Source organism: Paenibacillus helianthi (assembly GCF_001909055.1).
Lineage (GTDB): Bacteria > Bacillota > Bacilli > Paenibacillales > Paenibacillaceae > Paenibacillus_AQ > Paenibacillus_AQ helianthi.
Genome location: NZ_LVWI01000001.1, coordinates 76976 through 98557, shown reverse-complemented (window position 1 = coordinate 98557; position 21582 = coordinate 76976). Strand labels below are relative to the sequence as shown.

General features: G+C 48.7%; 22 protein-coding genes, 1 pseudogene and 1 other annotated feature. Of the genes and pseudogenes, 16 read left to right on the top strand and 7 right to left on the bottom strand.

The window, feature by feature from the left end:
* Positions 1-24: 24 nt before the first annotated feature.
* A pseudogene (gene sstT / locus A3844_RS00355) lies at positions 25-988 on the bottom strand (serine/threonine transporter SstT).
* Positions 989-1201: 213 nt separating this feature from the next.
* Between sstT and A3844_RS00350 the strand changes: the two are divergent.
* The 8 genes from A3844_RS00350 (at position 1202) to A3844_RS00315 (ending at position 10062) form a co-directional block, all read left to right on the top strand.
* Positions 1202-2365 carry a phosphodiester glycosidase family protein gene (locus tag A3844_RS00350; protein WP_074083439.1) on the top strand — a complete coding sequence of 388 codons (1164 nt, stop codon included), beginning with the start codon at positions 1202-1204 and terminating at the stop codon, positions 2363-2365.
* A 157-nt stretch (positions 2366-2522) separates the two neighbouring features.
* Positions 2523-3455 carry a LysR family transcriptional regulator gene (locus A3844_RS00345; RefSeq protein ID WP_074106248.1) on the top strand — a complete coding sequence of 311 codons (933 nt, stop codon included), beginning with the start codon at positions 2523-2525 and terminating at the stop codon, positions 3453-3455.
* Between the two features lie 15 nt (positions 3456-3470).
* Positions 3471-4586 (top strand): 5-methyltetrahydropteroyltriglutamate--homocysteine S-methyltransferase, encoded by a 1116-nt coding sequence (locus tag A3844_RS00340; protein ID WP_074106247.1) that lies wholly within the window; start codon positions 3471-3473, stop codon positions 4584-4586.
* Between the two features lie 280 nt (positions 4587-4866).
* Positions 4867-5130 (top strand) — a binding site (T-box leader).
* Between the two features lie 66 nt (positions 5131-5196).
* Positions 5197-6750 carry a lysine--tRNA ligase gene (lysS, locus tag A3844_RS00335; protein WP_074106246.1) on the top strand — a complete coding sequence of 518 codons (1554 nt, stop codon included), beginning with the start codon at positions 5197-5199 and terminating at the stop codon, positions 6748-6750.
* Positions 6751-6844: 94 nt separating this feature from the next.
* Complete coding sequence (locus tag A3844_RS00330; RefSeq protein WP_074083433.1) at positions 6845-7564, top strand: YebC/PmpR family DNA-binding transcriptional regulator; 720 nt, start codon at positions 6845-6847, stop codon at positions 7562-7564.
* Between the two features lie 164 nt (positions 7565-7728).
* Complete coding sequence (locus A3844_RS00325) at positions 7729-7908, top strand: hypothetical protein (RefSeq protein WP_074103390.1); 180 nt, start codon at positions 7729-7731, stop codon at positions 7906-7908.
* A gap of 180 nt (positions 7909-8088) precedes the next feature.
* Positions 8089-8853, top strand: a complete 765-nt coding sequence (locus tag A3844_RS00320; protein WP_074103391.1) for a TSUP family transporter — start codon at positions 8089-8091, stop codon at positions 8851-8853.
* A 33-nt stretch (positions 8854-8886) separates the two neighbouring features.
* Positions 8887-10062, top strand: a complete 1176-nt coding sequence (locus A3844_RS00315; RefSeq protein ID WP_074106245.1) for an alanyl-tRNA editing protein — start codon at positions 8887-8889, stop codon at positions 10060-10062.
* Here A3844_RS00315 and A3844_RS00310 read toward each other — a convergent pair.
* Together A3844_RS00310 and A3844_RS00305 are read right to left on the bottom strand one after the other, a co-directional pair.
* Positions 10052-10480, bottom strand: a complete 429-nt coding sequence (locus tag A3844_RS00310) for a GNAT family N-acetyltransferase (protein WP_074083429.1) — start codon at positions 10478-10480, stop codon at positions 10052-10054. The two genes, A3844_RS00315 and A3844_RS00310, sit on opposite strands and share 11 nt — an antisense overlap.
* Before the next feature lie 35 nt (positions 10481-10515).
* The gene (locus A3844_RS00305; RefSeq protein ID WP_074106244.1) at positions 10516-11622 is read right to left on the bottom strand and encodes a hypothetical protein; all 1107 of its coding nucleotides are present in this window, start codon (positions 11620-11622) and stop codon (positions 10516-10518) included.
* 70 nt (positions 11623-11692) lie between these two features.
* Between A3844_RS00305 and A3844_RS00300 the strand changes: the two genes are divergently transcribed.
* Complete coding sequence (locus A3844_RS00300) at positions 11693-11854, top strand: ATP-binding protein (protein WP_083609758.1); 162 nt, start codon at positions 11693-11695, stop codon at positions 11852-11854.
* 12 nt (positions 11855-11866) lie between these two features.
* Here the strand turns inward: A3844_RS00300 and A3844_RS00295 are convergent, their stop codons facing one another.
* A complete protein-coding gene (locus A3844_RS00295; RefSeq protein WP_074106243.1) occupies positions 11867-12433 on the bottom strand; it encodes a GNAT family N-acetyltransferase in 567 nt (188 codons plus the stop codon).
* 132 nt (positions 12434-12565) lie between these two features.
* On the opposite strand from A3844_RS00295, the gene A3844_RS00290 reads away from it, so the two are divergent.
* Complete coding sequence (locus tag A3844_RS00290) at positions 12566-13708, top strand: stalk domain-containing protein (RefSeq protein ID WP_074106242.1); 1143 nt, start codon at positions 12566-12568, stop codon at positions 13706-13708.
* A 94-nt stretch (positions 13709-13802) separates the two neighbouring features.
* On the opposite strand, the gene A3844_RS00285 is transcribed toward A3844_RS00290, so the two are convergent.
* Positions 13803-14006: a TOBE domain-containing protein gene (locus A3844_RS00285; protein WP_074083425.1), complete on the bottom strand. Its 204-nt coding sequence runs from the start codon at positions 14004-14006 to the stop codon at positions 13803-13805.
* Between the two features lie 262 nt (positions 14007-14268).
* Here A3844_RS00285 and A3844_RS00280 point away from each other — a divergent pair, with 262 nt between their 5' ends.
* The 6 genes from A3844_RS00280 to A3844_RS00255 all read left to right on the top strand — a co-directional run bounded on the left by A3844_RS00280 (position 14269) and on the right by A3844_RS00255 (position 19546).
* Positions 14269-15252 carry an aldo/keto reductase gene (locus tag A3844_RS00280; protein ID WP_074106241.1) on the top strand — a complete coding sequence of 328 codons (984 nt, stop codon included), beginning with the start codon at positions 14269-14271 and terminating at the stop codon, positions 15250-15252.
* Positions 15253-15261: 9 nt separating this feature from the next.
* A complete protein-coding gene (locus A3844_RS00275; protein ID WP_074106240.1) occupies positions 15262-17235 on the top strand; it encodes an elongation factor G in 1974 nt (657 codons plus the stop codon).
* Positions 17236-17270: 35 nt separating this feature from the next.
* Positions 17271-17672 (top strand): NUDIX hydrolase, encoded by a 402-nt coding sequence (locus A3844_RS00270; RefSeq protein WP_074083422.1) that lies wholly within the window; start codon positions 17271-17273, stop codon positions 17670-17672.
* A 185-nt stretch (positions 17673-17857) separates the two neighbouring features.
* Positions 17858-18283, top strand: coding sequence for a DMT family transporter (locus tag A3844_RS00265; protein ID WP_074083421.1), 426 nt, complete (start codon positions 17858-17860; stop codon positions 18281-18283).
* A gap of 14 nt (positions 18284-18297) precedes the next feature.
* Positions 18298-19044 carry a Crp/Fnr family transcriptional regulator gene (locus tag A3844_RS00260; RefSeq protein WP_074083420.1) on the top strand — a complete coding sequence of 249 codons (747 nt, stop codon included), beginning with the start codon at positions 18298-18300 and terminating at the stop codon, positions 19042-19044.
* Between the two features lie 7 nt (positions 19045-19051).
* Positions 19052-19546 carry a DMT family transporter gene (locus A3844_RS00255; RefSeq protein WP_074083419.1) on the top strand — a complete coding sequence of 165 codons (495 nt, stop codon included), beginning with the start codon at positions 19052-19054 and terminating at the stop codon, positions 19544-19546.
* Positions 19547-19725: 179 nt separating this feature from the next.
* Here the strand turns inward: A3844_RS00255 and A3844_RS00250 are convergent, their stop codons facing one another.
* Both A3844_RS00250 and A3844_RS00245 read right to left on the bottom strand, forming a co-directional pair.
* A complete protein-coding gene (locus tag A3844_RS00250) occupies positions 19726-20784 on the bottom strand; it encodes an anthranilate phosphoribosyltransferase (protein WP_074106239.1) in 1059 nt (352 codons plus the stop codon).
* A gap of 5 nt (positions 20785-20789) precedes the next feature.
* Positions 20790-21386: an ANTAR domain-containing response regulator gene (locus A3844_RS00245; RefSeq protein ID WP_074106238.1), complete on the bottom strand. Its 597-nt coding sequence runs from the start codon at positions 21384-21386 to the stop codon at positions 20790-20792.
* Between the last annotated feature and the right edge of the window lie 196 nt (positions 21387-21582).

Genomic DNA, 21582 nt, shown 5'->3' with positions numbered 1-21582 from the left:
TGTCGTCTTTTTTGGCATTTTTAACTAGACATTAGTTAGATATGCTTTGCCCTCTTTACGGTTTTTTGAATATTCAGCGGTTGCTGTGAAAAGTACGTCAGAGGATGAATTAAGTGCTGTTTCAAATGAATCCTGTAATACGCCGATGATGAATCCTACACCAACGACTTGAATCGCAATATCATTAGGAATTCCGAATATGCTGCACGCTAGAGGGATGAGCAAGAGCGACCCGCCGGCAACACCTGAAGCACCTGCAGCAGATACAGCAGATAGAACACTTAGAACAAGTGCCGTACCAAAATCCACTTCAATGCCAAGGGTATGAACCGTTGCGAGAGTTAAGACAGAAATCGTAACCGCTGCACCCGCCATATTAATCGTAGCCCCTAGTGGAATGGATACCGAATACGTATCTTTGTCCAAATCGAGTTTTTCACATAATCTCATATTGATTGGAATGTTAGCAGCAGAACTTCGGGTGAAGAATGCGGTAATTCCACTTTCCTTCAGGCAACTAATGACAAGCGGATACGGATTTCTGCGAATATTCAGGTATACGATCAAGGGGTTCACAACAAGCGCCATAAATAACATACATCCCACAAGAACGAGAAGTAATTTCCCGTAATCAAGCATGGAAGAAAGCCCGTTTGAAGTGATGGAATCAAAAACAAGTCCCATAATTCCCAATGGTGCCAGATTGATTACCCATTTGACGATTTGTGATACGGCATCTGAAAAATTGGTTAGCATCTGCAATCAGACCTGCCAGAAAAGTACTTAAACCATAGAGGACAAGGATGGATTTCATATTCGTTTGATGGCCTTTTTTATGCTGCGAGATGGCAGATATCACCAGGAGTAAGACCAATACAGGCGCAACCGCTTTTAATGATAATACAAATAATGAACCGAAAATGTTGATCCCTGTTGCATTTGGAACGGACAACGCCAAGATTACCCCCACTATAATCCCCACAAGGATCCGATTTACAAGGCTTAGTTGATTCCACTTGAAATAATTTCATGTATTCACTCCGGGTTCTTTATGTAAAAATATAACTAGGCCCAGCCAAAAGACCGTTGTACATGAAAATTCACTTTATCGAGGTAATACTTTAAATGAACATTGGGGGATAGTTGAACAAACTGAAACCTTTAATCTATCATTATCGTCTATGATGGGGTATATGAGCTAATGCCCATTTACATTATCAGACAGTACCAGGGAGGAAATCAAGAAGTGAATTCTTCATCATTACCACAGCGCAACACCGTCCGCAAGAAGAAGCCCGTTCGTAAACCCAAGAAAAAAAGCTTTTTTCGCACACTCTCCAAAGTTTTTCTGTTTTTCGTATTTCTGCTGTTAGCCGCTGGCGGATGGCTCTATTTTGCACCCTCTGCACAGAACACCCGCTACTTAATAGCAGATACGCTAATAACCACACAGCACCGCTATCTGGCGAAATATATTATTGGCGAGGATGAGCTGAAGGAACGTGTCACTGAATACAATCTGCGGTTTCAGCATATGGGGGATGAGAAGGATACCCACGTGATCAAGAAACCCACCGCAGAAGAACAAGACAAGCCCCTGGTCGAAATCGAGAAGGTTTCCGGCAGCGGTTATACCGGTTTTGTTATGACGGTTAATGATCCAACCAAGGTTCGCTTGGGCGTACCGGACAAGACTGGTTCGGGCGAAAAAGTGACCAGCATGGTGGCACGTACAGGAGCCATTGCCGGTGTGAACGGCGGGGGATTCGCAGACCCCAACTGGAAGGGAAATGGCTTCAAACCGATTGGACTGGTTATTTCACAAGGCAAGCTTTTCTATAATGGACTCGGGGGTAAGAATTCCACACAGATCGTTGGCCTTGATAAGCAGGGTAAAATGATTGCCGGAAATTACACTCTCAATGAGCTTAGCAAGATGGGCGTGCAGGAGGCCGTGTCTTTTCAACCGCGGATCATAGTCAATGGCAAAGGCCTGATCAAGAATGCTGCCGAGGGCTGGGGAATCGCTCCCAGAACCGCGATGGGTCAGCGTGCCGACGGTGCGCTGCTGTTCGTAGTCATAGACGGCAGACAACCCGGGTACAGCATTGGTGCGAACCTGTATGATGTGCAGCAGATTATGCTGAAGCATGGAGCGGTTATCGCTGCCAACCTTGACGGTGGATCATCAACTGTTCTGGTGAAGGACAATGAGATTGTCAACAAGCCTTCCTCCCAGTATGGCGAGCGTTATCTTCCTACTGCATTCCTGGTGTTTGAGCATCCTGAGCAGGCGGATATCAAGAACATCTGGGAAGGCCTGGACCCGTCCAAGATTGATGCAGGTAAAAAGCGCAGCCAATAAGAAAACGCAAACCCTTCTTGTATCCGGCATGGATGGAACCGTAAATCTATGCTACTATAAGCAGAAACCCAGGTGCCGTTCCTTCCGAGGGACGGCATCTGTTGTAGCCGGGTAATGAAGTATTAGCAATAAAGTCCTTGTAAAAGGAGGAACAGGTTTGACTTTGCAGCAGCTCCGCTATGCTATTGAGATTGCGAACAGCGGCTCAATGAATGAAGCGGCCAAAAGGCTTTTTGTCTCCCAGCCAAGCCTCTCCAATGCCATCAAGGAGCTGGAGAACGAGCTGGGAATTACGATCTTCGAACGAAATAATCGGGGCATCAGCATTTCAGCCGAGGGTGTAGAATTTCTTGGTTATGCCCGGCAGATTATTGAACAGACTGAATTCATGGAGAACCGTTATACCGGCAAGAAACGCAGCCCGATCTATTTTTCCTTGTCCACTCAGCATTATCCTTTTGTTGTGGATGCTTTTGTAAAGCTGATGAAAGAGAGCAAAGTGCCGGAATATAACTTCAGTCTGAGAGAGACGCAGACCTATGAGATTATTGAGGATGTGCGGACCCTCCGCAGTGACCTGGGTATTCTCTATATCAATGAGAGTAACTATAAGGTGATGAATAAGCTGTTCAGTGACGGGAATCTGAAGTTCACCCCGCTGTTCAACACGAATCCGCATGTGTATGTGAGGGCAGGGCATATTCTCGCCGGCAAGGAAATGATCAAGCTGGCTGATATTCTTCCCTATCCGTACATTACCTTTGAGCAGGGGGAGAACAACTCGCTGCATTTTTCGGAGGAGATGCTCAGCTTCACACAGATTGAGAAGAATATCCAGGTTACGGACCGGGCGACGCTGACCCATCTTTTGCTGGGCAGTGATTCCTATACGGTAGGAACGGGAATTATGGATGCTGAACGGAATGGCGATGGGCTGGTAACGATTCCTTTTGACAGTCCTGAGGTATTCACCGTCGGCTGGATCGCCCATAAGGACCGCAAGCCAGGTGAGATGATGTCCGCCTACATCGATATTCTGAATGACCAGGTATCTCGGAATGTTTTCGACCTTAAATCTTTCTTACTCTAACCGCAGGAGGGACGTATGATCAGTCCAGTTATCGGCTCCAAACGAAATACTCCGCCCTTTCGCTACGACATCGTCGGCAGCTTCCTCCGCACAGAGGAACTGAAATCAGCGCGCAATCATCGTTTACAAGGAGAAATCACAGACGGGCAGCTTCATGAAATCGAGAATACGGAAATATTCAAGCTGCTGGAACAGCAAAAATCTCTGGGACTTAAAGCTGTTACAGACGGAGAATTCCGCCGGTCCTGGTGGCATTTGGATTTCTTCCTCGGGATCACAGGCACGCAGAAGATCAGTCTGGATCAAGGCAGAGGTGCTAAAGAGACGGTTCAGCGTGCAGAAAGCTTCCGGATCGTTGACAAAATCTCCTTTGGTGATCATCCCATGGTGGGAGAGTTCATTGAGCTGCAACAGATGGCTGGAGATACACTGGCCAAAATGACTATTCCTTCTCCGGCTTTGTTCCACTTCGTGCAGGATTACAACGGCAATGAGATCTATCCTGACCGCGAGACGCTGTATCGTGATATTATCCTAGTCTATCAGCAGGCCATCCGTGCTTTATATGAGGCAGGATGCCGTTATCTGCAGTTGGACGATACGACCTGGGGGACCCTCTGCAGCGGCAGACACCGGGCGCATCTGCGCAGCCGCGGCATTGATCCCGATCAGCTCGCCAAGGATTATGTGAGGCTGATTAATGAAAGTATCAGCGGGCGGCCGGAGGATATGACGATTGCACTTCATGTCTGCCGGGGAAATTTCCGTTCTACCTGGTTTGCCGCCGGCGGGTATGAGCCCGTAGCTGAAACTTTGTTCGGACTGGCTAAAGTAGATGCCTTTTTCCTCGAATATGACAATGAACGATCCGGCGACTTCACTCCGTTGCGCTTCATCCAAGGTCAACAAGTTGTACTAGGCCTCGTGACAACGAAGCATGGCGGTCTGGAGAGCAGCGAGCAGATCATCGCGCGTATTGAAGAAGCTGCACAGATGGTTCCGATCGACCAGTTGTGCCTCAGCGCCCAATGCGGCTTTGCCTCTACCGAAGAAGGTAACATGCTGACGGAGGAAGAACAGTGGGATAAGCTTCGTCTAATCATTGAAACGGCAAATAAAGTTTGGCTTTGATTGTGTGCGGACATTGTCCAGGCAGTAATCGCAGCTAGAGGTCAAGCTCTTTCGGGAATGGGCGCACATACTGCAACTGTGGCTCATAACGCGCTTACCCTACAATTGGGCATAGAAGCAGCTGTTGAACTCTACAGTGATGTTTTAAAGACAATTAAGACACCTTAGGCTAAGAATCCAATGTACAGTTGTATATAGAAGTACATGAAGCCATCTGGTATTAGGTAATGACATTCTGAACTAGTTTTGCTATAGTGGAATATATTGAAAACAGCATATCACTTCAGCGATGACGAGAAGAGTACTTAGGCGGCATAGTTCACAGAGAGCTTCGGAATGGTGAAACGGAGCAGCAGTGTGCCTAACGAAAAAAGTCTCCGAGCCTCATACGGAATTGGGCAGCACGCCTAAGGATGCTATGACGGGTTCTCCCGTTACAGAGATAGGGTATAAGCGTAATGGCCGTACCCGAAGAGGCGTGCATGGTGACATGTCCGCGAACAGAGGTGGTACCACGGCGCTGATTACAGCTCTCGTCCTCAAGATGACAATCTTGAGGATGAGGGCTTTTTTTGTTGTTTTTTTACAATAATTGTAGAGGTGATTATTCATGCATTGGTCAGAGAAAATTGCAAAACGGTTAATCGAAAGCCACCCGGAGCAGCGGACATTCGTATGCGCATCAGGGATCAGTCCGTCAGGCCACATCCATATCGGGAACTTCCGGGAGATTGTGACGACTTATTTTGTAAGTAAGGCGCTTGAAAAAGCGGGTAAAAAGGTCCGGTTTATTTTTTCATGGGATGACTTTGACCGTTTCCGTAAGGTTCCGGTTCATGTGGACCCAAGTTTCGGTCAGTATATCGGAAGGCCCTATACGCAGGTTCCTTGTCCATACGGGTGTCACACTTCCTATGCGGAGCATTTTGAACAGGAATTTGAACAAGCGCTCAGTGCTTTTGGGATCAGGCCTGAATTTATCTATCAGAGCAAAGAATATCAATCCCGCCGTTATGCACCGGGAATCCTTCAGGCGCTGCGCAGCAGAGGAGAAATCTATGACATTCTGATGTCCTTCAAAACAGGAGAAGCCAGCGAAGCAGAGAGAGCCGCATTTTATCCTGTAAGTGTGTATTGCGGGGATTGTGGAAAGGACTCGACTACAGTGCATTATTTTGATGAAGAGCAAGGACTCTTGACCTACAGCTGTAAATGCGGCCATCACTGTACGATGTCTGTTGCGGAAGCGGAAAATATCAAGCTGCAATGGAAAATCGACTGGCCGATGCGCTGGAATCTGGAGCAGGTGCTGTTCGAGCCTGGAGGCCGCGACCATTCGTCGGAAACGGGCAGCTACAATGTAGCGTCCGTGATCTCGGAGAAGATTTTTGAGAATGAACCGCCTATGTACGAGCCTTACGAATTTATTAGAATCAAAGGCAGCTTTGCCAAAATGTCCAGCTCGTCCGGGAATAACTACACGCCTGATGATCTGCTGAAGGTCTATGCCCCGGAGAATATTCTGTTTCTGTTTGCCAAATACCAGCCGGACGCTGAGTTTCATATCGGAATGGACGAAGATGTGCTCCGCAATTATACGGAATTTGAACGTTATCGGAAGGCTCACGATTCCCATACACTCACGGATGATATGGATTCGGCGGTAGAGCTTTCGCTGATTTATCCGTTGAACGACAGAATACCTAGCTTCGGTCCCATTGCAAGCTTGCTGCCTCTGATTCATTTCGATCTACATCTGCTACAGGAGATTATGACCCGGAACGGAGAGGTAGTGGATGCGGATGGGCTGAAGCAAACAGCGGAACGGGCGGAATATTGGATCAAGCACTGGATGCCGCAAAAGCTGGTTACCGTAAATTCCAGCCGTGATACTGCCTTGTACGAAACCTTGGAGACACATGAGCTAGCATGGCTGGAAGCCTTTTGCGGACTGCTGAGGACCGGGGGGTTGGAGGATGAGCAGATGATGACAGAAATTTACGCTATTTGTTATAACGAGGATAAAAAAACGATGAAAAACAATCAAAAACGTTTGTTCACCCTAATCTATCAGCTGGTGCTGGGCCAGGAGACAGGTCCGCGAATCCCTGTGCTGATCCAGGCTGTCGGGCTGGATAGGTTGCTGGCTTTGCTGGATTTTTAGCCGTCACCGGGACTGCCCTTTACGGGATACACAGAGCGGAGGTATAATATATTGGACTGTTTATAATTAATGTTGGAAAGTGAGCGGGAAGAATATGGGTCGTAAATGGAATAATATTAAAGAAAAGAAGGCATCCAAGGATGCCAATACAAGTAAGGTATATGCCAAGTTTGGTGTAGAAATTTATGTAGCGGCTAAGAAGGGTGAACCGGACCCGGAATCGAACCGTGCATTGAAAGTCGTGCTTGAGCGCGCCAAAACGTACAACGTGCCTAAGGCCATTATCGACCGGGCGCTGGACAAGGCCAAAGGCAGCGGTGACGAAAATTACGTAGAACTACGTTATGAAGGATTTGGACCCAGCGGTTCGATGATCATTATCGACGCGCTGACTAACAACGTTAACCGTACTGCCCCGCTGGTGCGTTCCGCATTCAGTAAAAACGGAGGCAACATGGGTGTCAGCGGTTCGGTAACCTATATGTTCGAGCCTACAGCTGTAATTGGCCTGGAAGGCAAAACAGCTGACGAAGTGATGGAGCTGCTGATTGAAGCGGATCTGGATGTGCGCGATGTGCTGGAAGAGGACGAGGCTGTAATCGTCTATGCCGAGCCTGACCAGTTCCATGCCGTTCAAGAGGTTTTCCGCGGTGCCGGAATTACCGATTTCACTGTCGCTGAGCTGACCATGCTCCCGCAGAACTATGTTGCTCTTCCGGAGGATGCCGAAGCACAGTTCGAGAAACTGATCGACGCTTTGGAGGAACTGGATGATGTACAGCAGGTCTACCACAATGTAGATTCGGAAGAATAGAAGGATTGTAGGTGAGAAAGCCGGACAGGCAGATCGTGAATCTGCTTATCCGGTTTTTTTTGCGGACATTCTCTGGTTCCAGCCACAGTGCATAATCTGCTCCATATCTTGCCACAATAAGCTGATGCGACCCATCAACCCAACAACTTAAAGGAGGCAATACAATGGATAGTCACACCAAACCGGATAAGAATCTGATCAATACGGTAGACGAATTGAACAATGCTCCGGTGACCAGTCAGGAAGCTCAGCAGATGGAACAGAAGAAAAGTGATATCCGCAAGGAAGCGCTGCGGGATGACAAAACTACCTATAAGAAAAATGAACAAAATACGTACAAATGAGCTAGTACAGTCTGAAGGTGACAAGAGTGGCAGGGAGGGTTCCTGTCACTTTTTTTGTATTCATAAATGAAAAATTCCAAAAGTTCATCAAAGAATACTATGGTACACACCCGAGAAATTGTGTATGCTGGAGTTTGTTTGTAGAACACTTACGCGCTGGCAGGAGGCATTTTTCGCATTATGGAGCATGGCAGTATAGCAATGATTTCGATTTTGGTGATTTGCGGTTTTTTGGCGGGAGTGATTGATTCTGTGGTAGGCGGCGGAGGCCTGATCTCCATTCCAGCGCTGCTCGCAGCCGGGATCCCGCTCCCAATGCTGCTGGGCAGCAATAAATTAGCCGGGACCTTATGCTCGTTCACGAGTACGGCGTCTTTTGTCCGTTCCGGGAAGATTAATTTTGGAATGGTCAAATTCCTGATTCCGTTCTCTATCGCGGGTGCAGTGGCTGGCTCGCTTACGGTCCGGCAGGTACCTTCAGCGTTTCTGAAACCGCTTGTGATTGTGATGCTGGTCGTCATTACGGTCTATACTTTGTTCAAAAAATCCTGGGGGGACGTCTCAACGTACTCCCAAGACAGCAAAAAACCGCTGATTATCGGCATGGGTATTGCCTTGGTTATTGGATTTTATGACGGATTCTTTGGTCCGGGCGCCGGTTCGTTCCTGATCTTCGCCTTCCTCATGCTGGGCTTTGAATTTGTGACTGCCGCCGGCAATGCCAAAGTGCTTAATTTCTCGAGTAATATCGCAAGTCTGCTGACGTTTGCCGCATTTGGCTCAGTCAGCCTGTATTATGGCCTGCTTCTGGGCATTCCGATTGTCATCGGAGCTGTAGTCGGTTCAAGGCTGGCTATCCGCAAGGGAGCCAGTTATATACGCCCGCTGTTTATTACGGTTACGTTAATCTTGATCGGGAAGCAAATATGGGATACGATGCACTGATACCTAAAGACGATTCGGAAAGGAACTTTGACTATGACTAAGAAGCTGTATTACGAGTCGGCCTATTTGAAGGAATGGCAGACCTCGATAAGTAAAGTGGTAGAACGCGAGGACGGGCAATATCTGATTCTGGAGGAGACAGCTTTCTATCCTCATGGAGGCGGGCAGCCTTGTGATACCGGAACTATTGGCGGAATTCCCGTGCTGGATGTCATTCTCGAAGAGGACGAGGTCTTGCACAAGGTTGATCGTGTTCCAGAAGGAAGCCAAGTGAGCTGTCAGATAGACTGGAACCGCAGATTTGACCATATGCAGCAGCACAGCGGCCAGCATCTGCTGTCGGCGGTGTTCCTTGAGCTGTTCGAAGCGAATACGTTAAGTTTTCACCTGGGCAATGATTACGCAACTATCGACATTGAGCTTCAGGAGCTAACCGCGGATCAGCTGGCTACGGCAGAGCAGGAGGTTAACCGCCAGGTAGTGCTTGACCACCGTATCGTAAGCTATTTTGTCACCGCCGAGGAAATGGCTAACCTGCCCCTGGTGAAGCTGCCCAAGGTTACGGAGAATATCCGCATTGTTGAGATTGAGGGAGTGGAGCATAACGCCTGCGGCGGGACTCACGTATCTGCTACCGGATCGATCGGAATGATCAAGCTGTTGAGAGCGGAGAAGCAGAAGGGCAACATCCGGGTCACGTTCAAATGCGGAGGGCGTGCGCTGGACGAAGCTAACGAGAATCAGCGTATCCTTGGCGCGCTTTCTGCGAAATTCAATACAGGCAAAGATGAAATCCTGGACCGGATCGGGAAGTGGGAAGCCGAGCAGAAGCAACTGCAGGCCGAACTGGGTGCACTCAAAGAACAGAATGATCATTATTTGGCCCAAGAGCTCTTATCCGGACTTGAGTCTGAGGCAAGGGTAGCCGCACACATCTTCGAGGATAAAACCCTCAAGGATTTACAGAGTCTGGCCATGAAGCTGACTGCAAATACCAGACTTCCCGTGCTGCTGCTGACGGCGGCGGAGAATAAAGTCGTGCTCGCTTCCAGCGGAAGTGCAGAATGGTCCTGTGGTACCTTTTTTAAAGCCAATCTGGGCGAATTCCAGGGAAAAGGCGGCGGCAGCGATAAAATGGCCCAAGCCGGGTTCCCGGACTGGGCACATGCACTCGGATTTTATGAGTTCACAAAAGGCTCTATTCGATAGACTTATCCAGAATATGTTGCGATTTCACAAGGACAAAACCAAGCCGGTTATAGAATTGAACCGCATCAGACCTTTTTTGATTCGTACGCACTCTGAGTTTGGTGAACCCGGATTGTGCTGCCCAAACTTCAGTCTGTGCGATTAACTGCCTGCCAATGCCCTCTCCCCGGTGAGCACTGTCTACCACCAATCCGGTTATTTCCACAAATCGCGGGGCCTCGACCAGAACACGGACCTGGGCATGAATCCAACCCAGCAGTTGATTCCCTGAATCTGCTACATATACGATATTGTCTCTCTGTTCAGTGAGATCACGAAGCCTCTCAGCCATTTGGGAGGCTTCTGCTGCATATCCCAGCTCGCCCGAAAGTCTGGAAATTTCATGTGAATCGCTTATTAACGCTGTCCTGATTAGCATGTGAAGTACCTCCAGTGTTCAATTGTCAATTCATCTCAGATTAGCCGCTTGCCCGATATACGGCCGGATTCATTAATTTCAAGAAATACCTCCGCATATGGATGGTAGAAGTAGGGACATAATGTCTTGTCGGTGAACTCCATTTCACCCGAATCAGGATTTAGAACGGACAAACCCTTTTCCGGTCCCCACATTACAATCTTGTCGTTTACTACAGCGATTTGTCCATGTGGAAAATAATGCTCCCCATATATCAAGGGTTTGGTCCGGTATTCAGGTACTGGAATGAACAGATTTGTCCGTTCCCCGGTTTGCACATCATATATAGCCAGAAAATGAGAGTAACAGCTATCGCCGTAATCCTTCGTGTCCTCTTCATCATACATATCACTTGCCAGTTGTCCCCAGACTGCGATAGTAGACGAATTAAGCCAGACTACAGGCTGATCCCAATCTTCCATGTAGTCCCCGAGCACCCGTAAGGTAGCTCCATCCTCTGACTCCCAGCAGTTCGTCAGCCATGATTGAAGATTCCATGAGCGTATGGATGCGACAGGCTGCCAGTGCCAGCCAGTATCGACGATCCACTCCCCTTGAGGGGAGACATGGATTTTACCGTGAAAATAATCGAGATCGTGTTTCGTGAGCTGTTCTCCATTTACTGCTACGGAAACCGTTGACTGACGTGTAGACAGATTCTCACCTGAGAGGACATCGAGCAAATCCATCTGGTTCCATTTCGTGCCGTGAATCAACAGTGTCCTGCCCTCATGTTCAGCAAAAGCAAGCGAGAAGGTACAAACATCATAATGATAATGATCACGGGACAATGCCATGATCTGCTTGGAATCTTGGAGATCGTACAACGCTGCGTGCTGGCTGAATCTGCCCGAAACTGCTGCGAAGCATTCATCTGCCGATACTACAATCTGTACAGGTTCCTCCAATTTCAAATCGGGTATATCGACATGCAGCAGCATTCTTGCGTGTCCTGTGTGCAAGTCAAATCGCCAGAGATCACTATTCCGATCCAGCGCAAGCAATGATACTGCTCCTTCCCCGGTTCCTTTTAAGGCCTGGACAGCGACAAGCTGGCCCGCACTCGGCACGACTTCAGGAAATGGGATAAGTTCAAACGGCATACTTCAACCTCCTCATGGATTTTGACATCTATGTACCGGATCTAAGCCTTGCACTTAGTCATTCTACCAGATGACGAATTCAATCTTCCAGCGCGGTTCGAATGCAGAAGGAAAGAAAGGGAACGGTCTGGGACTGTATATCTGTAAACAGCTGCTGCAAAAGATGGACGGTGATATTTATGCTGAAGCCACAAGTCGTGGCATGCGCTTTGTGCTGGTGCTCCGTTACTAAGTCCTTGCTATTCTAGTCCCCGCTTTTACGGAAGGATTTCATATGGAAATTGGTAATATGTCGGAATAGGGCTTGTCCATCACGAGTAATGACAAAATCCTGGCTCAGCGGCAGCACCATGGCCCGGTAAGGCTCGGGAATCCAGATATATTGGTGCACATAAGATGTTGCAATGAAGCCGCAATGCTCCCAGAAATAGACCCGCGCCACATCGTCTTCCGTATTCCCAGCTTCCACCTCAATTAGAACCGCGTGAACGTGATGCTCCTGCACCGCCCAGTCGCGGATCATTTCCAGAAATTGTTTTCCCAGACCTTGTCTGTGCAGCTGGGTATCTATGGCCATATAGTCGATGATTAGTATCCGTTCAGCAGATGAACCACTAAGACCTGTAACCGCCATCGCAGCCATTTTCCCGTTCTGGTATCCGGCATGCAGCCAGGCGATTTTTTTGTCCAGCATGGCATGCAGAATGTTAACCGGCTTAGCTCCATGGGGAAAAGCTTCGCGGTAGAGCGGCTCGATTGCTGCCCACAGCGCGTCATCCCACTCCCCGTAAGTCATGAATTCAAGTGGCATTTCAGTCACCTCCAGGATGATCATAGCAGAGCGGATCACATGTAGTAAAATCAGAGCCCCTACGTAAGGTTTTGCAACTTTTTCCAGTCATTCGCGTCCAATTTGTAGGATTATTATAAGGAGACTATGCGAATGCAAAAATGGAAGCAGTCATTGGGCTGTATTGCTGCAGTCTTGGTGTTTGCCTTAAGCACCGGGACCGTGCATGCAGCCAAGGAAAGCGGGATTCTATTAAATGACAAAAGTACCAAAATGGGCAGCAGTCAGATCATTGTGAAGGGGGCAACATGGGTCCCATTAAAGGAACTGGCCGGTTCTATGGGCTATGAGCTGTCCTGGAATCAGAAGACTAGGGCTGCTGTATTGATACGTCCAGGGCGTGAAGTGATCCTTAAGGCAGATTCAAAAATAGTGTCTACGAACAGCATACCTTTAATGCTTGCGGAGGCACCGAATATTCTTGGTGGCAAGTTATACGTTCACTTGGTATCAGCGGTAAGCGCCATGGGCGGCAAAACCTGGACCGATAAGAGCACGGGCAACATCATGCTCGTAGATGAACCGAGATTTACTTCTGCTTCCATTCAAGGCAGGACTTATTGGGTATCCCAGAAGAGCGGAGAAATCTTCCTTAGATCATCATCTGACGGCAAGCCGGAGTCCATCGGTACCTTTCAACTGGGTGAATCGCCATATTCCCACTGGCTTCAGATCAAGAGTGCGGGGAAGGAGAGCGATCTGCTGCTGCTGACCGACAAGCACTACGCGATGTTCAGTGATTTCAGCAATGGCTATCAGGCTCTTATCCAGAACGGAAAAATTGTGAAGCAAATGGATTATCATACCAGAATACCCGCTTATCCGCATCCCGCTGAGCTCCCGTCGGAACAGTTATATATGACAGACGGAAAGAACGTTCAGTATATGAATACCGATGGCAGTCTCGGCAAGCTGTTTGAGCTGGAGAAGGGTAGCGGAAGAACAGGAGATTTCACAGTGGAATATGCGGCAAAAGATGTGCTGCTCGTTCGTGAATTGAAGCATGCCGGGCTGTTTGCCATCCATACATTTTCTGGTGAATTCACGAATCTCAGTGAGGAATTGATCAGCTCAGAGGACCGCAAGGATTGGGATACGGCAGACGGCTCTGACCCGTATGTGGTGACCAAAATGCTGGCTCTAAAAAAGCGCGAAGGGAATGTAATGACCTTCACATATGCAGCCCTTCCGAACGGTAAGGTGAAGACGGTGGTCTATACCCTAAACAAAGAGTAATTTTTTGATAAAACGGCTCGCCATAAAAAGGACCCCAATCCAGACTGAGCCTGGATTGGAGTCCTTTTCGCTGGTTATAGAAATTCTCTGCTGGTTAAGCCATCAGCATTACGGAGGAAGCTTTGATGACAGCAGTCACACTGGAGCCTTCCTTAAGGTCCAAATCCCGCAGCGCTTCTACGGAGATAATGGAAGTAATCTTCTGACCACCTGTGTCGACCACGATTTTGGCATTGACTTGGCCCTCTTCGATGGAGAGTACTTTGCCTTCGAACTGGTTTCTGGCGCTGATTTTCATAGTCCTTACCTTCCTTTCAGTTGGAATAATTGCGAAATGAAGATTTATAGTGTGCTTCGTGGATGCTTTTCAACTAATTATATTTAAATTCACCTAGATAATACTAGATATATATTCGGTAGACAATGATTTCTACAGAATGTAACAAATATCTCGAAGGAGAGTTAGTCAATGATTGAGCTGGGCTATGCTGGGTTTTGAACCCGTGGCGAATTATCCGGTATAATAGAACAAGAATCTATTAGAACGGGAGGCTAATCATATGAACTACCGCAAACTGGGCAAAACAGGTCTATCTATAAGTGAAGTCAGCTTCGGCACATGGGCCATTGGCGGGGATTGGGGTGTGAGCCGGGATGAGGATGGTCTGAAGGGGCTGGAGCAGGCGATAGAACAGGGTGTCAATTTCTTTGATACTGCCGATGTGTATGGCTCCGGCCATGCCGAGGAGCTTCTCGCAAAGGCAACCAAAGGTAAAGAGGATGAGATCCATATCGCCACTAAATTTTGCCGGGCGGGTGACATCCATGACCCGGAAACCTATTCGGAGCGGAAGGTAAGCGATTACTGTGAGCAGAGTCTGCGCCGTCTGAATAGGGAGACTATTGATCTGTACCAGATCCATTGTCCGCCCATTGAGATCCTGCGGGACGGAAGCGTGTTCAGGGTGCTGGACAAGCTGAAGGCAGACGGTAAAATCCGCCATTACGGAGTCAGTGTAGAGACCATCGAAGAAGGACTGCTTAGTCTGGAGTATCCTGGTGTGGAAGCGTTGCAGATCATCTTCAATTTGTTCCGCCAGCAGCCGGCACTTACGCTTCTGCCCCGCGCAGAAGCTGCAGGGGCCGGAATCCTGGTGCGGCTGCCGCTGGCCAGCGGACTGTTGACCGGTAAGTTTAAGGAGAACAGCACCTTTGCCGCGAATGACCACCGGAATTTCAATGCCAACGGCGAGCAGTTCAATGTGGGGGAAACCTTCGCCGGACTGCCTTTCGCAAAAGGTGTCGAGCTGGCGCGGGAACTTGAATGGATTGTGGAAGGACGCGGCAGCATGGCCAGAGCGGCTGACCGCTGGATTCTGGATCATCCAGCGGTCAGCTGCGTAATTCCAGGCTTCAAGAATGAGGCCCAAGTCACGGACAATCTGGCTGCTTCTGGGGTTCCAGCCTTCAGCAACGTTGAAATGGAGCGGCTAAGCGCTTTTTACAAGACTGAAGTTGCACCGCATATCCGTGGAGGTGTATAGCCCTACTCTATGAAGAATGTAACCATTGGACTGCTGGCGCATGTCGACGCCGGTAAAACGACGTTTGCCGAGCAGCTGCTCTATCATACTCAGGCCATCCGCAGCCGTGGCAGAGTAGATCATAAGGATACTTTTTTGGATACCCATGAGATTGAAAAGACTCGTGGGATTACGGTGTTTGCCGACCAGGCAGAGTTTGTGCGCGGGGACACGCGGTACTTTCTGCTGGATACGCCGGGTCATGTCGATTTCTCGCCGGAAATGGAACGTGCGCTGCAGGTGCTGGACTATGCTGTAGTAATTGTCAGTGCTGTTGAAGGTGTGGAAGGCCACACCGAAACGGTATGGCAGCTGCTGCGCAGGCATGGGATTCCAACCTTCTTTTTTATCAATAAAACCGACCGCACCGGTGCTGATCCGCAGCGTGTGTATGAAGAAATATACGCTCAGCTTAGCGATGGGGCGCTGCTTCTCCCGGAATGGGAAGATACTGCATTGCCAGAAGAGCTGAAGGTCTCCCTGGCTGAACGCGATGAACGTATACTGGATGCTTATTTCGAAGGGTCCATGAGTGAATCAGATTGGCAGGAAGCAATGAGGTCCATGGTCCGGGAAGGCAAGCTATTCCCTTGTATGCAGGGCTCTGCTTTGCTGGATCTCGGAATCGATTCTTTTCTGGATAAGCTGGAATACCTGACTGTAACCGATTATGATGCCATCGGGCCTTTTGCCGGAAGAGTATATAAGATCCGCCACGATGATAAAGGAACCCGCATTACCTATATCAAAGCGCTGCAAGGCGTGCTCAAGGTCAGGGATGAGCTGGCCAGCGGGCCTGCTGAAGATGACGAACCCAAGCGGATTACCGGAATCCGCAGAGTAAATGGCCTGAAATATACTACTGTGGATTGGGCAGCAGCAGGAGAGCTGTTTGCTGTCATTGGACTGTCGAAGGTGAAGCCGGGCGATGGTGTTGGTTCTTTGCAGGACAGAAGGGACAGTGAGCTGGTTCCCACGCTGAAGTCTAAGGTCCTGTTCGAGCCTCCGGTTCATTTGAAGGAAGTTCTAAATGCCTTTCAGCTGCTGGGCGCAGAGGACCCGTCACTGAATGTGAGCTGGGATGTGACGCTTCAAGAGCTGCATATCCAGGTGATGGGTCAGATTCAGCTGGAGATTCTAGAACAGATTATGAGCGAACGGTTCATGATCCCGGTAGCTTTTGGACCGCCGGAAATTCTCTACAAGGAGACGATTGCTTCAGCAGTTTATGGCTGCGGACATTTTGAACCGCTGAAGCACTATGCGGAGGTTCTGCTAAAGCTCGAGCCTGGCGAACGGGGCAGCGGACTGAACTTCATGAACGAATGTCATCCTGATGATCTGGCAGTGGGATATCAGCACCAAATCGGGCAGGTTCTGCTGGAGTGTGGACACCACGGTCTGCTTACGGGTTCTCCACTCACTGATCTGCGAATGACTCTTCTTAGCGGTAGAGCGCATAACAAGCATACCCATGGCGGAGATTTCAGGGAAGCGGCGTTAAGGGCGTTGCGTCAGGGGCTGGAGCAGGCAGAGAATATCCTGCTGGAGCCGGTCTATGACTTCAAAATCAGCATAGACCCCGGGCATCTGGGTAAAGTAATGACGGATATACAACAGGCCAGCGGCAGTTTTGCCCCACCGGAGATGACCGAAAGCAAAGCAGTGATTACAGGCAAGGTTCCGGTAGGCACTTTCATGAATTACGCAGTACGGCTGGCTTCCATGACGCAAGGGAAAGGTGCATTATCGCTAAAAGTCACCGAGTACCAGCCTTGCCACCAGACAATAACTGTGGTTGCCCTCAAAAATTACAATAAGGATGCCGATCCGGCGTATCCTTCCTCCTCTATATTTTGTTCTAAAGGGCAGGCCTACCCGGTCCCTTGGGATGAAGCACAAGAGCATATGCACATCCATAATGATTATCCGCCCGTCAGCTGAACTGCGGGGACAAACAGAGGAGGAATACTTTGGTTATGAGTGAAATTATTGATAAGGTTGCCTGGATTCTGATCCGTGAAGGGCGAGTGCTGGGGGCGCGCTCCCAGGGTAAAGATACTTATTATTTTCCCGGAGGAAAAAGAGAATCCGGTGAAACCGATGCAGAAACGCTGATCCGGGAAGTGAAGGAAGAGCTGTCTGTCGATATCCTTCCGGACACAGCGATAGAGTTTGGAATTTATGAAGCTCCGGCTCATGGCAAAGCGGAGGGAATACAGGTGAAGATGACCTGTTTTACCGCTGGTTATACCGGGGAATTGACTCCGGCTTCGGAAATTGCCGAGCTTGCCTGGCTTACCTATGAAGACCGGGAGCGGGTCTCAGCCGTCAGCAGGATCATTTTTGACCAGCTCCATGAGATGAAGTTGCTGGACTAATAATTTTACAGCTACCAACTGTTTGTTCCAGCCCGTTTTGAGCCATTTTCGGCTTGAGGCGGGCTTTGTATTGTTTTGGAGAGTAATCCTGACGTACGAAATTAGCTGTTCAGGACATATGTCCTACCGTAAATGGGGAATATGTCTTTTAATGAAGACAGAGATGAAGAATGAGGAGAGAAGTTATGAAAGGGATTATTTTTGCATTTATCGGCGGGGCCTGTATTACCTTGCAAGGGGTGGCTAACGCGCGGATTAGTCAGGACATCGGCACCTGGCAGGCCGCAACAATAACACAGTTCACCGGATTCCTGATAGCGCTGATGATCCTGCTGTTCGTACGGGATGCGAAGAAGCAGGGCTTCAAACAGGTCAAACCTTTATATCTGATAGGCGGAGCACTGGCCGCATTCGTTATTTACAGTGAAGTTACAGCGATTCAAGGCATTGGCGTTACGCTGACGATTTCTGCCCTGCTGATCGCCCAGCTCTGCCTGACCTTTGTGATTGATATTAACGGGTGGTTTGGTGTGGTGAAGCAAAAGATGCGGCTGCCGCAGTTTATCGGGATCGGTATGATGATTGCCGGTGTGGTTATTTTGAAATTCTAAGGGCGGTGCAGACCATGAAAGAAATTCTGGATTCGGAGCAGCTTGAGGGATATATTGCGGCACAATCCCTGGAATCTATTTTCAATGAACCGCTGAAGGAACATTTGCATCTGTACAGCTTTGAACAAGGGGAGCATATTTGCTCCAAAGGGGACCCATCCGAATATTTATATGTTCTGGTCAAAGGAAAGCTGAAAATTTACACCACCACGCCTGAAGGAAAAACGCTGATCATTTCATTCAAAACTCCGCTGGAGCTGATCGGCGATGTGGAATATATTCAAAACACGGAATGGATCAACACGGTAGAGGCCGTGTCTCCGGTGCATATGCTTGGCATAGAGTACCGCTGGCTGAATAGATACGGTAAGGATCATCCGCCGCTGCTGCATTTTTTATTGGAGATTATCACCCAGAAGTTCTACCGCAAATCCAATTTTCTAAGCCTCAATTTGATGCATCCGGTAGAGGTGCGGCTGGCCAGCTATTTGCTGGCCATCTCCTATGATGAATCCGACCCCAACTTTATGGGGCATCTGAATACGATCAACCTGACAGATACCGCCAATTTCATTGGCACAAGCTACAGACATCTGAACCGGGTCATTTACAAGCTTTGTCTGGATGGTCTTATTGAACGGAATAACGGACATATTCAGGTGAAGGATAAGGCAGGACTTAGTGCACTTGCGAGCCGTAACATCTATGAGCCGAATGGAGTCACATCGATGAAAGTATCGTACACAAAGGGATTGGAGTGAGTATACAATGTTAATAGGAATCCTGCTTGCGCTAATAGCCGGCTCGCTGGTGAGTCTGCAGAATATTTTTAACAGTAAAGTAAATGAGCATACCGGCTCCTGGTCTACTACAACTTTGGTATTAGGCATGGGATTTATCGCTTCACTGCTGATGGGAGTGATTATGGAAGGCACCAACATGTTCACCCTGCAGCATATGCAGCCCTGGTATTGGTTCAGCGGTATGATCGGTGTTGGCGTGGTCATCTGTCTGGTACAGGCTACCCGGCTGCTCGGACCCACTTATGCGATTTCCATCGTGCTTACTTCACAGCTCGGCTTTGCGCTTCTGTGGGATTCACTAGGTTGGTTAGGCTTGGAGAGGGTGCCGTTCTCTTTCAATAAGCTGATTGGTGTGTTAGTCATTGTTGGGGGAATTCTGGTGTTCAAGTTAGGCCAAACGCGTGAATCGGATAGCGAACCTTCGTCCGGTAAGCCGCAACAGGCCTTGAATCTGAAGTGAGATTTCACAAAACATGCGATATCAACAATCCAAGCAGAAACGGCTTTGCCATCCCTTTTTAAGGACAGCACCGTTTCAGCGGGAAAGAGAAGGATAATTTATAGCGTGAAACATATAAATTCTTATCTTTGAACAAAAAGCGCGTATCCATGTAGACTCGGATGCGCGCTTTTTAGCTTTTATCTGGACAGGCCGGACCCGGACGGAGCCTTGTTGCCCAGGAGCGAGTGTTTCCATTGCTGATATACTGCCCATGCCTCACCGTTATCCAGCAAATGCTTACAGGTGTAGACACCTTCTTCAATGGAATTGACCTTTTCGGCCAGATGCAGCCGGACTGCCGCATTAAGCAGCACCTGATTGTAAAAGGCGATGTGGCCGCCGCCTTGGAGCACCGCTTCCGCCGTCAACAGCTGCAGCCGGGGGGTCCAGTCCATTTCCGGCACCGGCGTTTCCAGGCCGAGCGACTCCGGATCGATAATATCCAGTTGCGCTGTGCCGCCGGAAACGGTATATACCCGGTTAGCGCGGTCGATGTATAGATCCTCTGACCCTTCCGCACCTTGTACGACCAAGCCTTTGCGGTATCCAAGTTTGATAATGATTCTGGATATACGGTCAAATACTGTGTTGTGATAAATTCCATATACAATATAAGGCGAGCAGGAATAATCAATCAGCTTTTCTACCGTGTTAAAAATAGTACGCATCCCAATATCCTCACGGAGATTTCGAATGTCTGCTAAGGGTGGACACCACTTTTCAGAATCCACGAACAGCACACCGCTCTTGCCGGCGGATTCAATCACTTCAGCTTTATTAAGCGCACCGACCTCAATCCCGGTTTCTTGAATGATATCCTGCAGGGTGATTCCCCATTTAGGCGGTAAGGAAGCTGAACTGTGAAGCGTGACGGGAAGCCCGGCTGCAGCTAAGACAAAAGAGGTCGGGAAGGTGGCGGCAAAGGATTTTATACGGCCGTCATAAGGTCCTGCGCAATCCAATCCCTGTTGAACCGGTTCACGGTGGGCATATTTCCGGCAGACCGTAACAAAGGCCTCCAGCTCTTCAATGCTCTCCAGCTTGATGCGCTCTGCGATTAGAAAGGCACCGATCTGGACGGGAGAAGCCGTCTGTTTCAGAATCGACTCCGCTGCGGCTTCCGCTTCAATGTAGGTTAAGTCCCGGGCACCCCGTTTGCCCCGGGCGACTTCTTTTAGAATATTAATCATATGGATTCTCCTTAAGTTTGATCCTGCAGCAGCTGATATACCTTGACGATAGAAGTCGCTACATCAACCATTCGTTTGCGTTCATTCATGGCCTGCTTGCGAAGAAGATCATAGGCTTCGGATTCACTGATATTTTTGGCTTTGGAGAGGATGCCTTTGGCCATATCAATCCATTTGCGCTCTTCAATCCGTGATAGAAGCTGCTCCCGCTCCTTCAACCATTGCTGGCGCTCGAAGCATTGTCTGGCGCTGAAATGAAGAATCCAATGGATTTCCTGAGACTGCATGGCGGGGGACAAGATTCCGTCTACCATAATATTTTCTTCACAGGCAGCAGCGGATAAGGTTGAAGTTGATGAGGTGCACCACCATAGAATGGGAGCCGTTTTGCACTGCATCAGCGATGCTCTCCATGTGTTGATCTCTGTAACCGGCAGATCGAGGATGGAGGCATCCGCATCTCGGATCATCAACATCGCCTCTTCTGGTGAAGCTGCCGCTGAGACCACATAGCCGCAGGAACGAAGCAGGGTATCCGGGCCTGTTGTTGAACGCTCTTCTGTGACGTTCTCTGTCTTGTTATTCTGAATAATCAACAGGGAATGCATAGTTTGACGCTCCTTTTATATCGTAGTCACCGGTTGTCATGAACCAGCAGCAGCGTAGCCACGAAACATAGATGATGTAATATTATATAACACAGAAATGCTTGTTTTGTCGATAAATTTAAAATTTTAAAATTTATGTGTTAACAATATTGACGTAATTAGAGCTCCTGTAGTATAGTCGGTTTAACAAATTCAT

Coding starts and splice junctions, on each gene's coding strand:
- A3844_RS00280 (WP_074106241.1), top strand. CDS start 14,269: ATGAACTACCGCAAACTGGGCAAAACAGGTCTATCTATAAGTGAAGTC.
- A3844_RS00295 (WP_074106243.1), bottom strand. CDS start 12,433: ATGCCACTTGAATTCATGACTTACGGGGAGTGGGATGACGCGCTGTGG.
- A3844_RS00325 (WP_074103390.1), top strand. CDS start 7,729: ATGGATAGTCACACCAAACCGGATAAGAATCTGATCAATACGGTAGAC.
- A3844_RS00265 (WP_074083421.1), top strand. CDS start 17,858: ATGAAAGGGATTATTTTTGCATTTATCGGCGGGGCCTGTATTACCTTG.
- A3844_RS00350 (WP_074083439.1), top strand. CDS start 1,202: ATGCCCATTTACATTATCAGACAGTACCAGGGAGGAAATCAAGAAGTG.
- A3844_RS00310 (WP_074083429.1), bottom strand. CDS start 10,480: ATGCTAATCAGGACAGCGTTAATAAGCGATTCACATGAAATTTCCAGA.
- A3844_RS00340 (WP_074106247.1), top strand. CDS start 3,471: ATGATCAGTCCAGTTATCGGCTCCAAACGAAATACTCCGCCCTTTCGC.
- A3844_RS00315 (WP_074106245.1), top strand. CDS start 8,887: ATGACTAAGAAGCTGTATTACGAGTCGGCCTATTTGAAGGAATGGCAG.
- A3844_RS00285 (WP_074083425.1), bottom strand. CDS start 14,006: ATGAAAATCAGCGCCAGAAACCAGTTCGAAGGCAAAGTACTCTCCATC.
- A3844_RS00330 (WP_074083433.1), top strand. CDS start 6,845: ATGGGTCGTAAATGGAATAATATTAAAGAAAAGAAGGCATCCAAGGAT.
- A3844_RS00270 (WP_074083422.1), top strand. CDS start 17,271: ATGAGTGAAATTATTGATAAGGTTGCCTGGATTCTGATCCGTGAAGGG.
- A3844_RS00275 (WP_074106240.1), top strand. CDS start 15,262: ATGAAGAATGTAACCATTGGACTGCTGGCGCATGTCGACGCCGGTAAA.
- A3844_RS00290 (WP_074106242.1), top strand. CDS start 12,566: ATGCAAAAATGGAAGCAGTCATTGGGCTGTATTGCTGCAGTCTTGGTG.
- A3844_RS00320 (WP_074103391.1), top strand. CDS start 8,089: ATGGAGCATGGCAGTATAGCAATGATTTCGATTTTGGTGATTTGCGGT.
- A3844_RS00300 (WP_083609758.1), top strand. CDS start 11,693: ATGACGAATTCAATCTTCCAGCGCGGTTCGAATGCAGAAGGAAAGAAA.
- A3844_RS00305 (WP_074106244.1), bottom strand. CDS start 11,622: ATGCCGTTTGAACTTATCCCATTTCCTGAAGTCGTGCCGAGTGCGGGC.
- A3844_RS00245 (WP_074106238.1), bottom strand. CDS start 21,386: ATGCATTCCCTGTTGATTATTCAGAATAACAAGACAGAGAACGTCACA.
- lysS (WP_074106246.1), top strand. CDS start 5,197: ATGCATTGGTCAGAGAAAATTGCAAAACGGTTAATCGAAAGCCACCCG.
- A3844_RS00255 (WP_074083419.1), top strand. CDS start 19,052: ATGTTAATAGGAATCCTGCTTGCGCTAATAGCCGGCTCGCTGGTGAGT.
- A3844_RS00260 (WP_074083420.1), top strand. CDS start 18,298: ATGAAAGAAATTCTGGATTCGGAGCAGCTTGAGGGATATATTGCGGCA.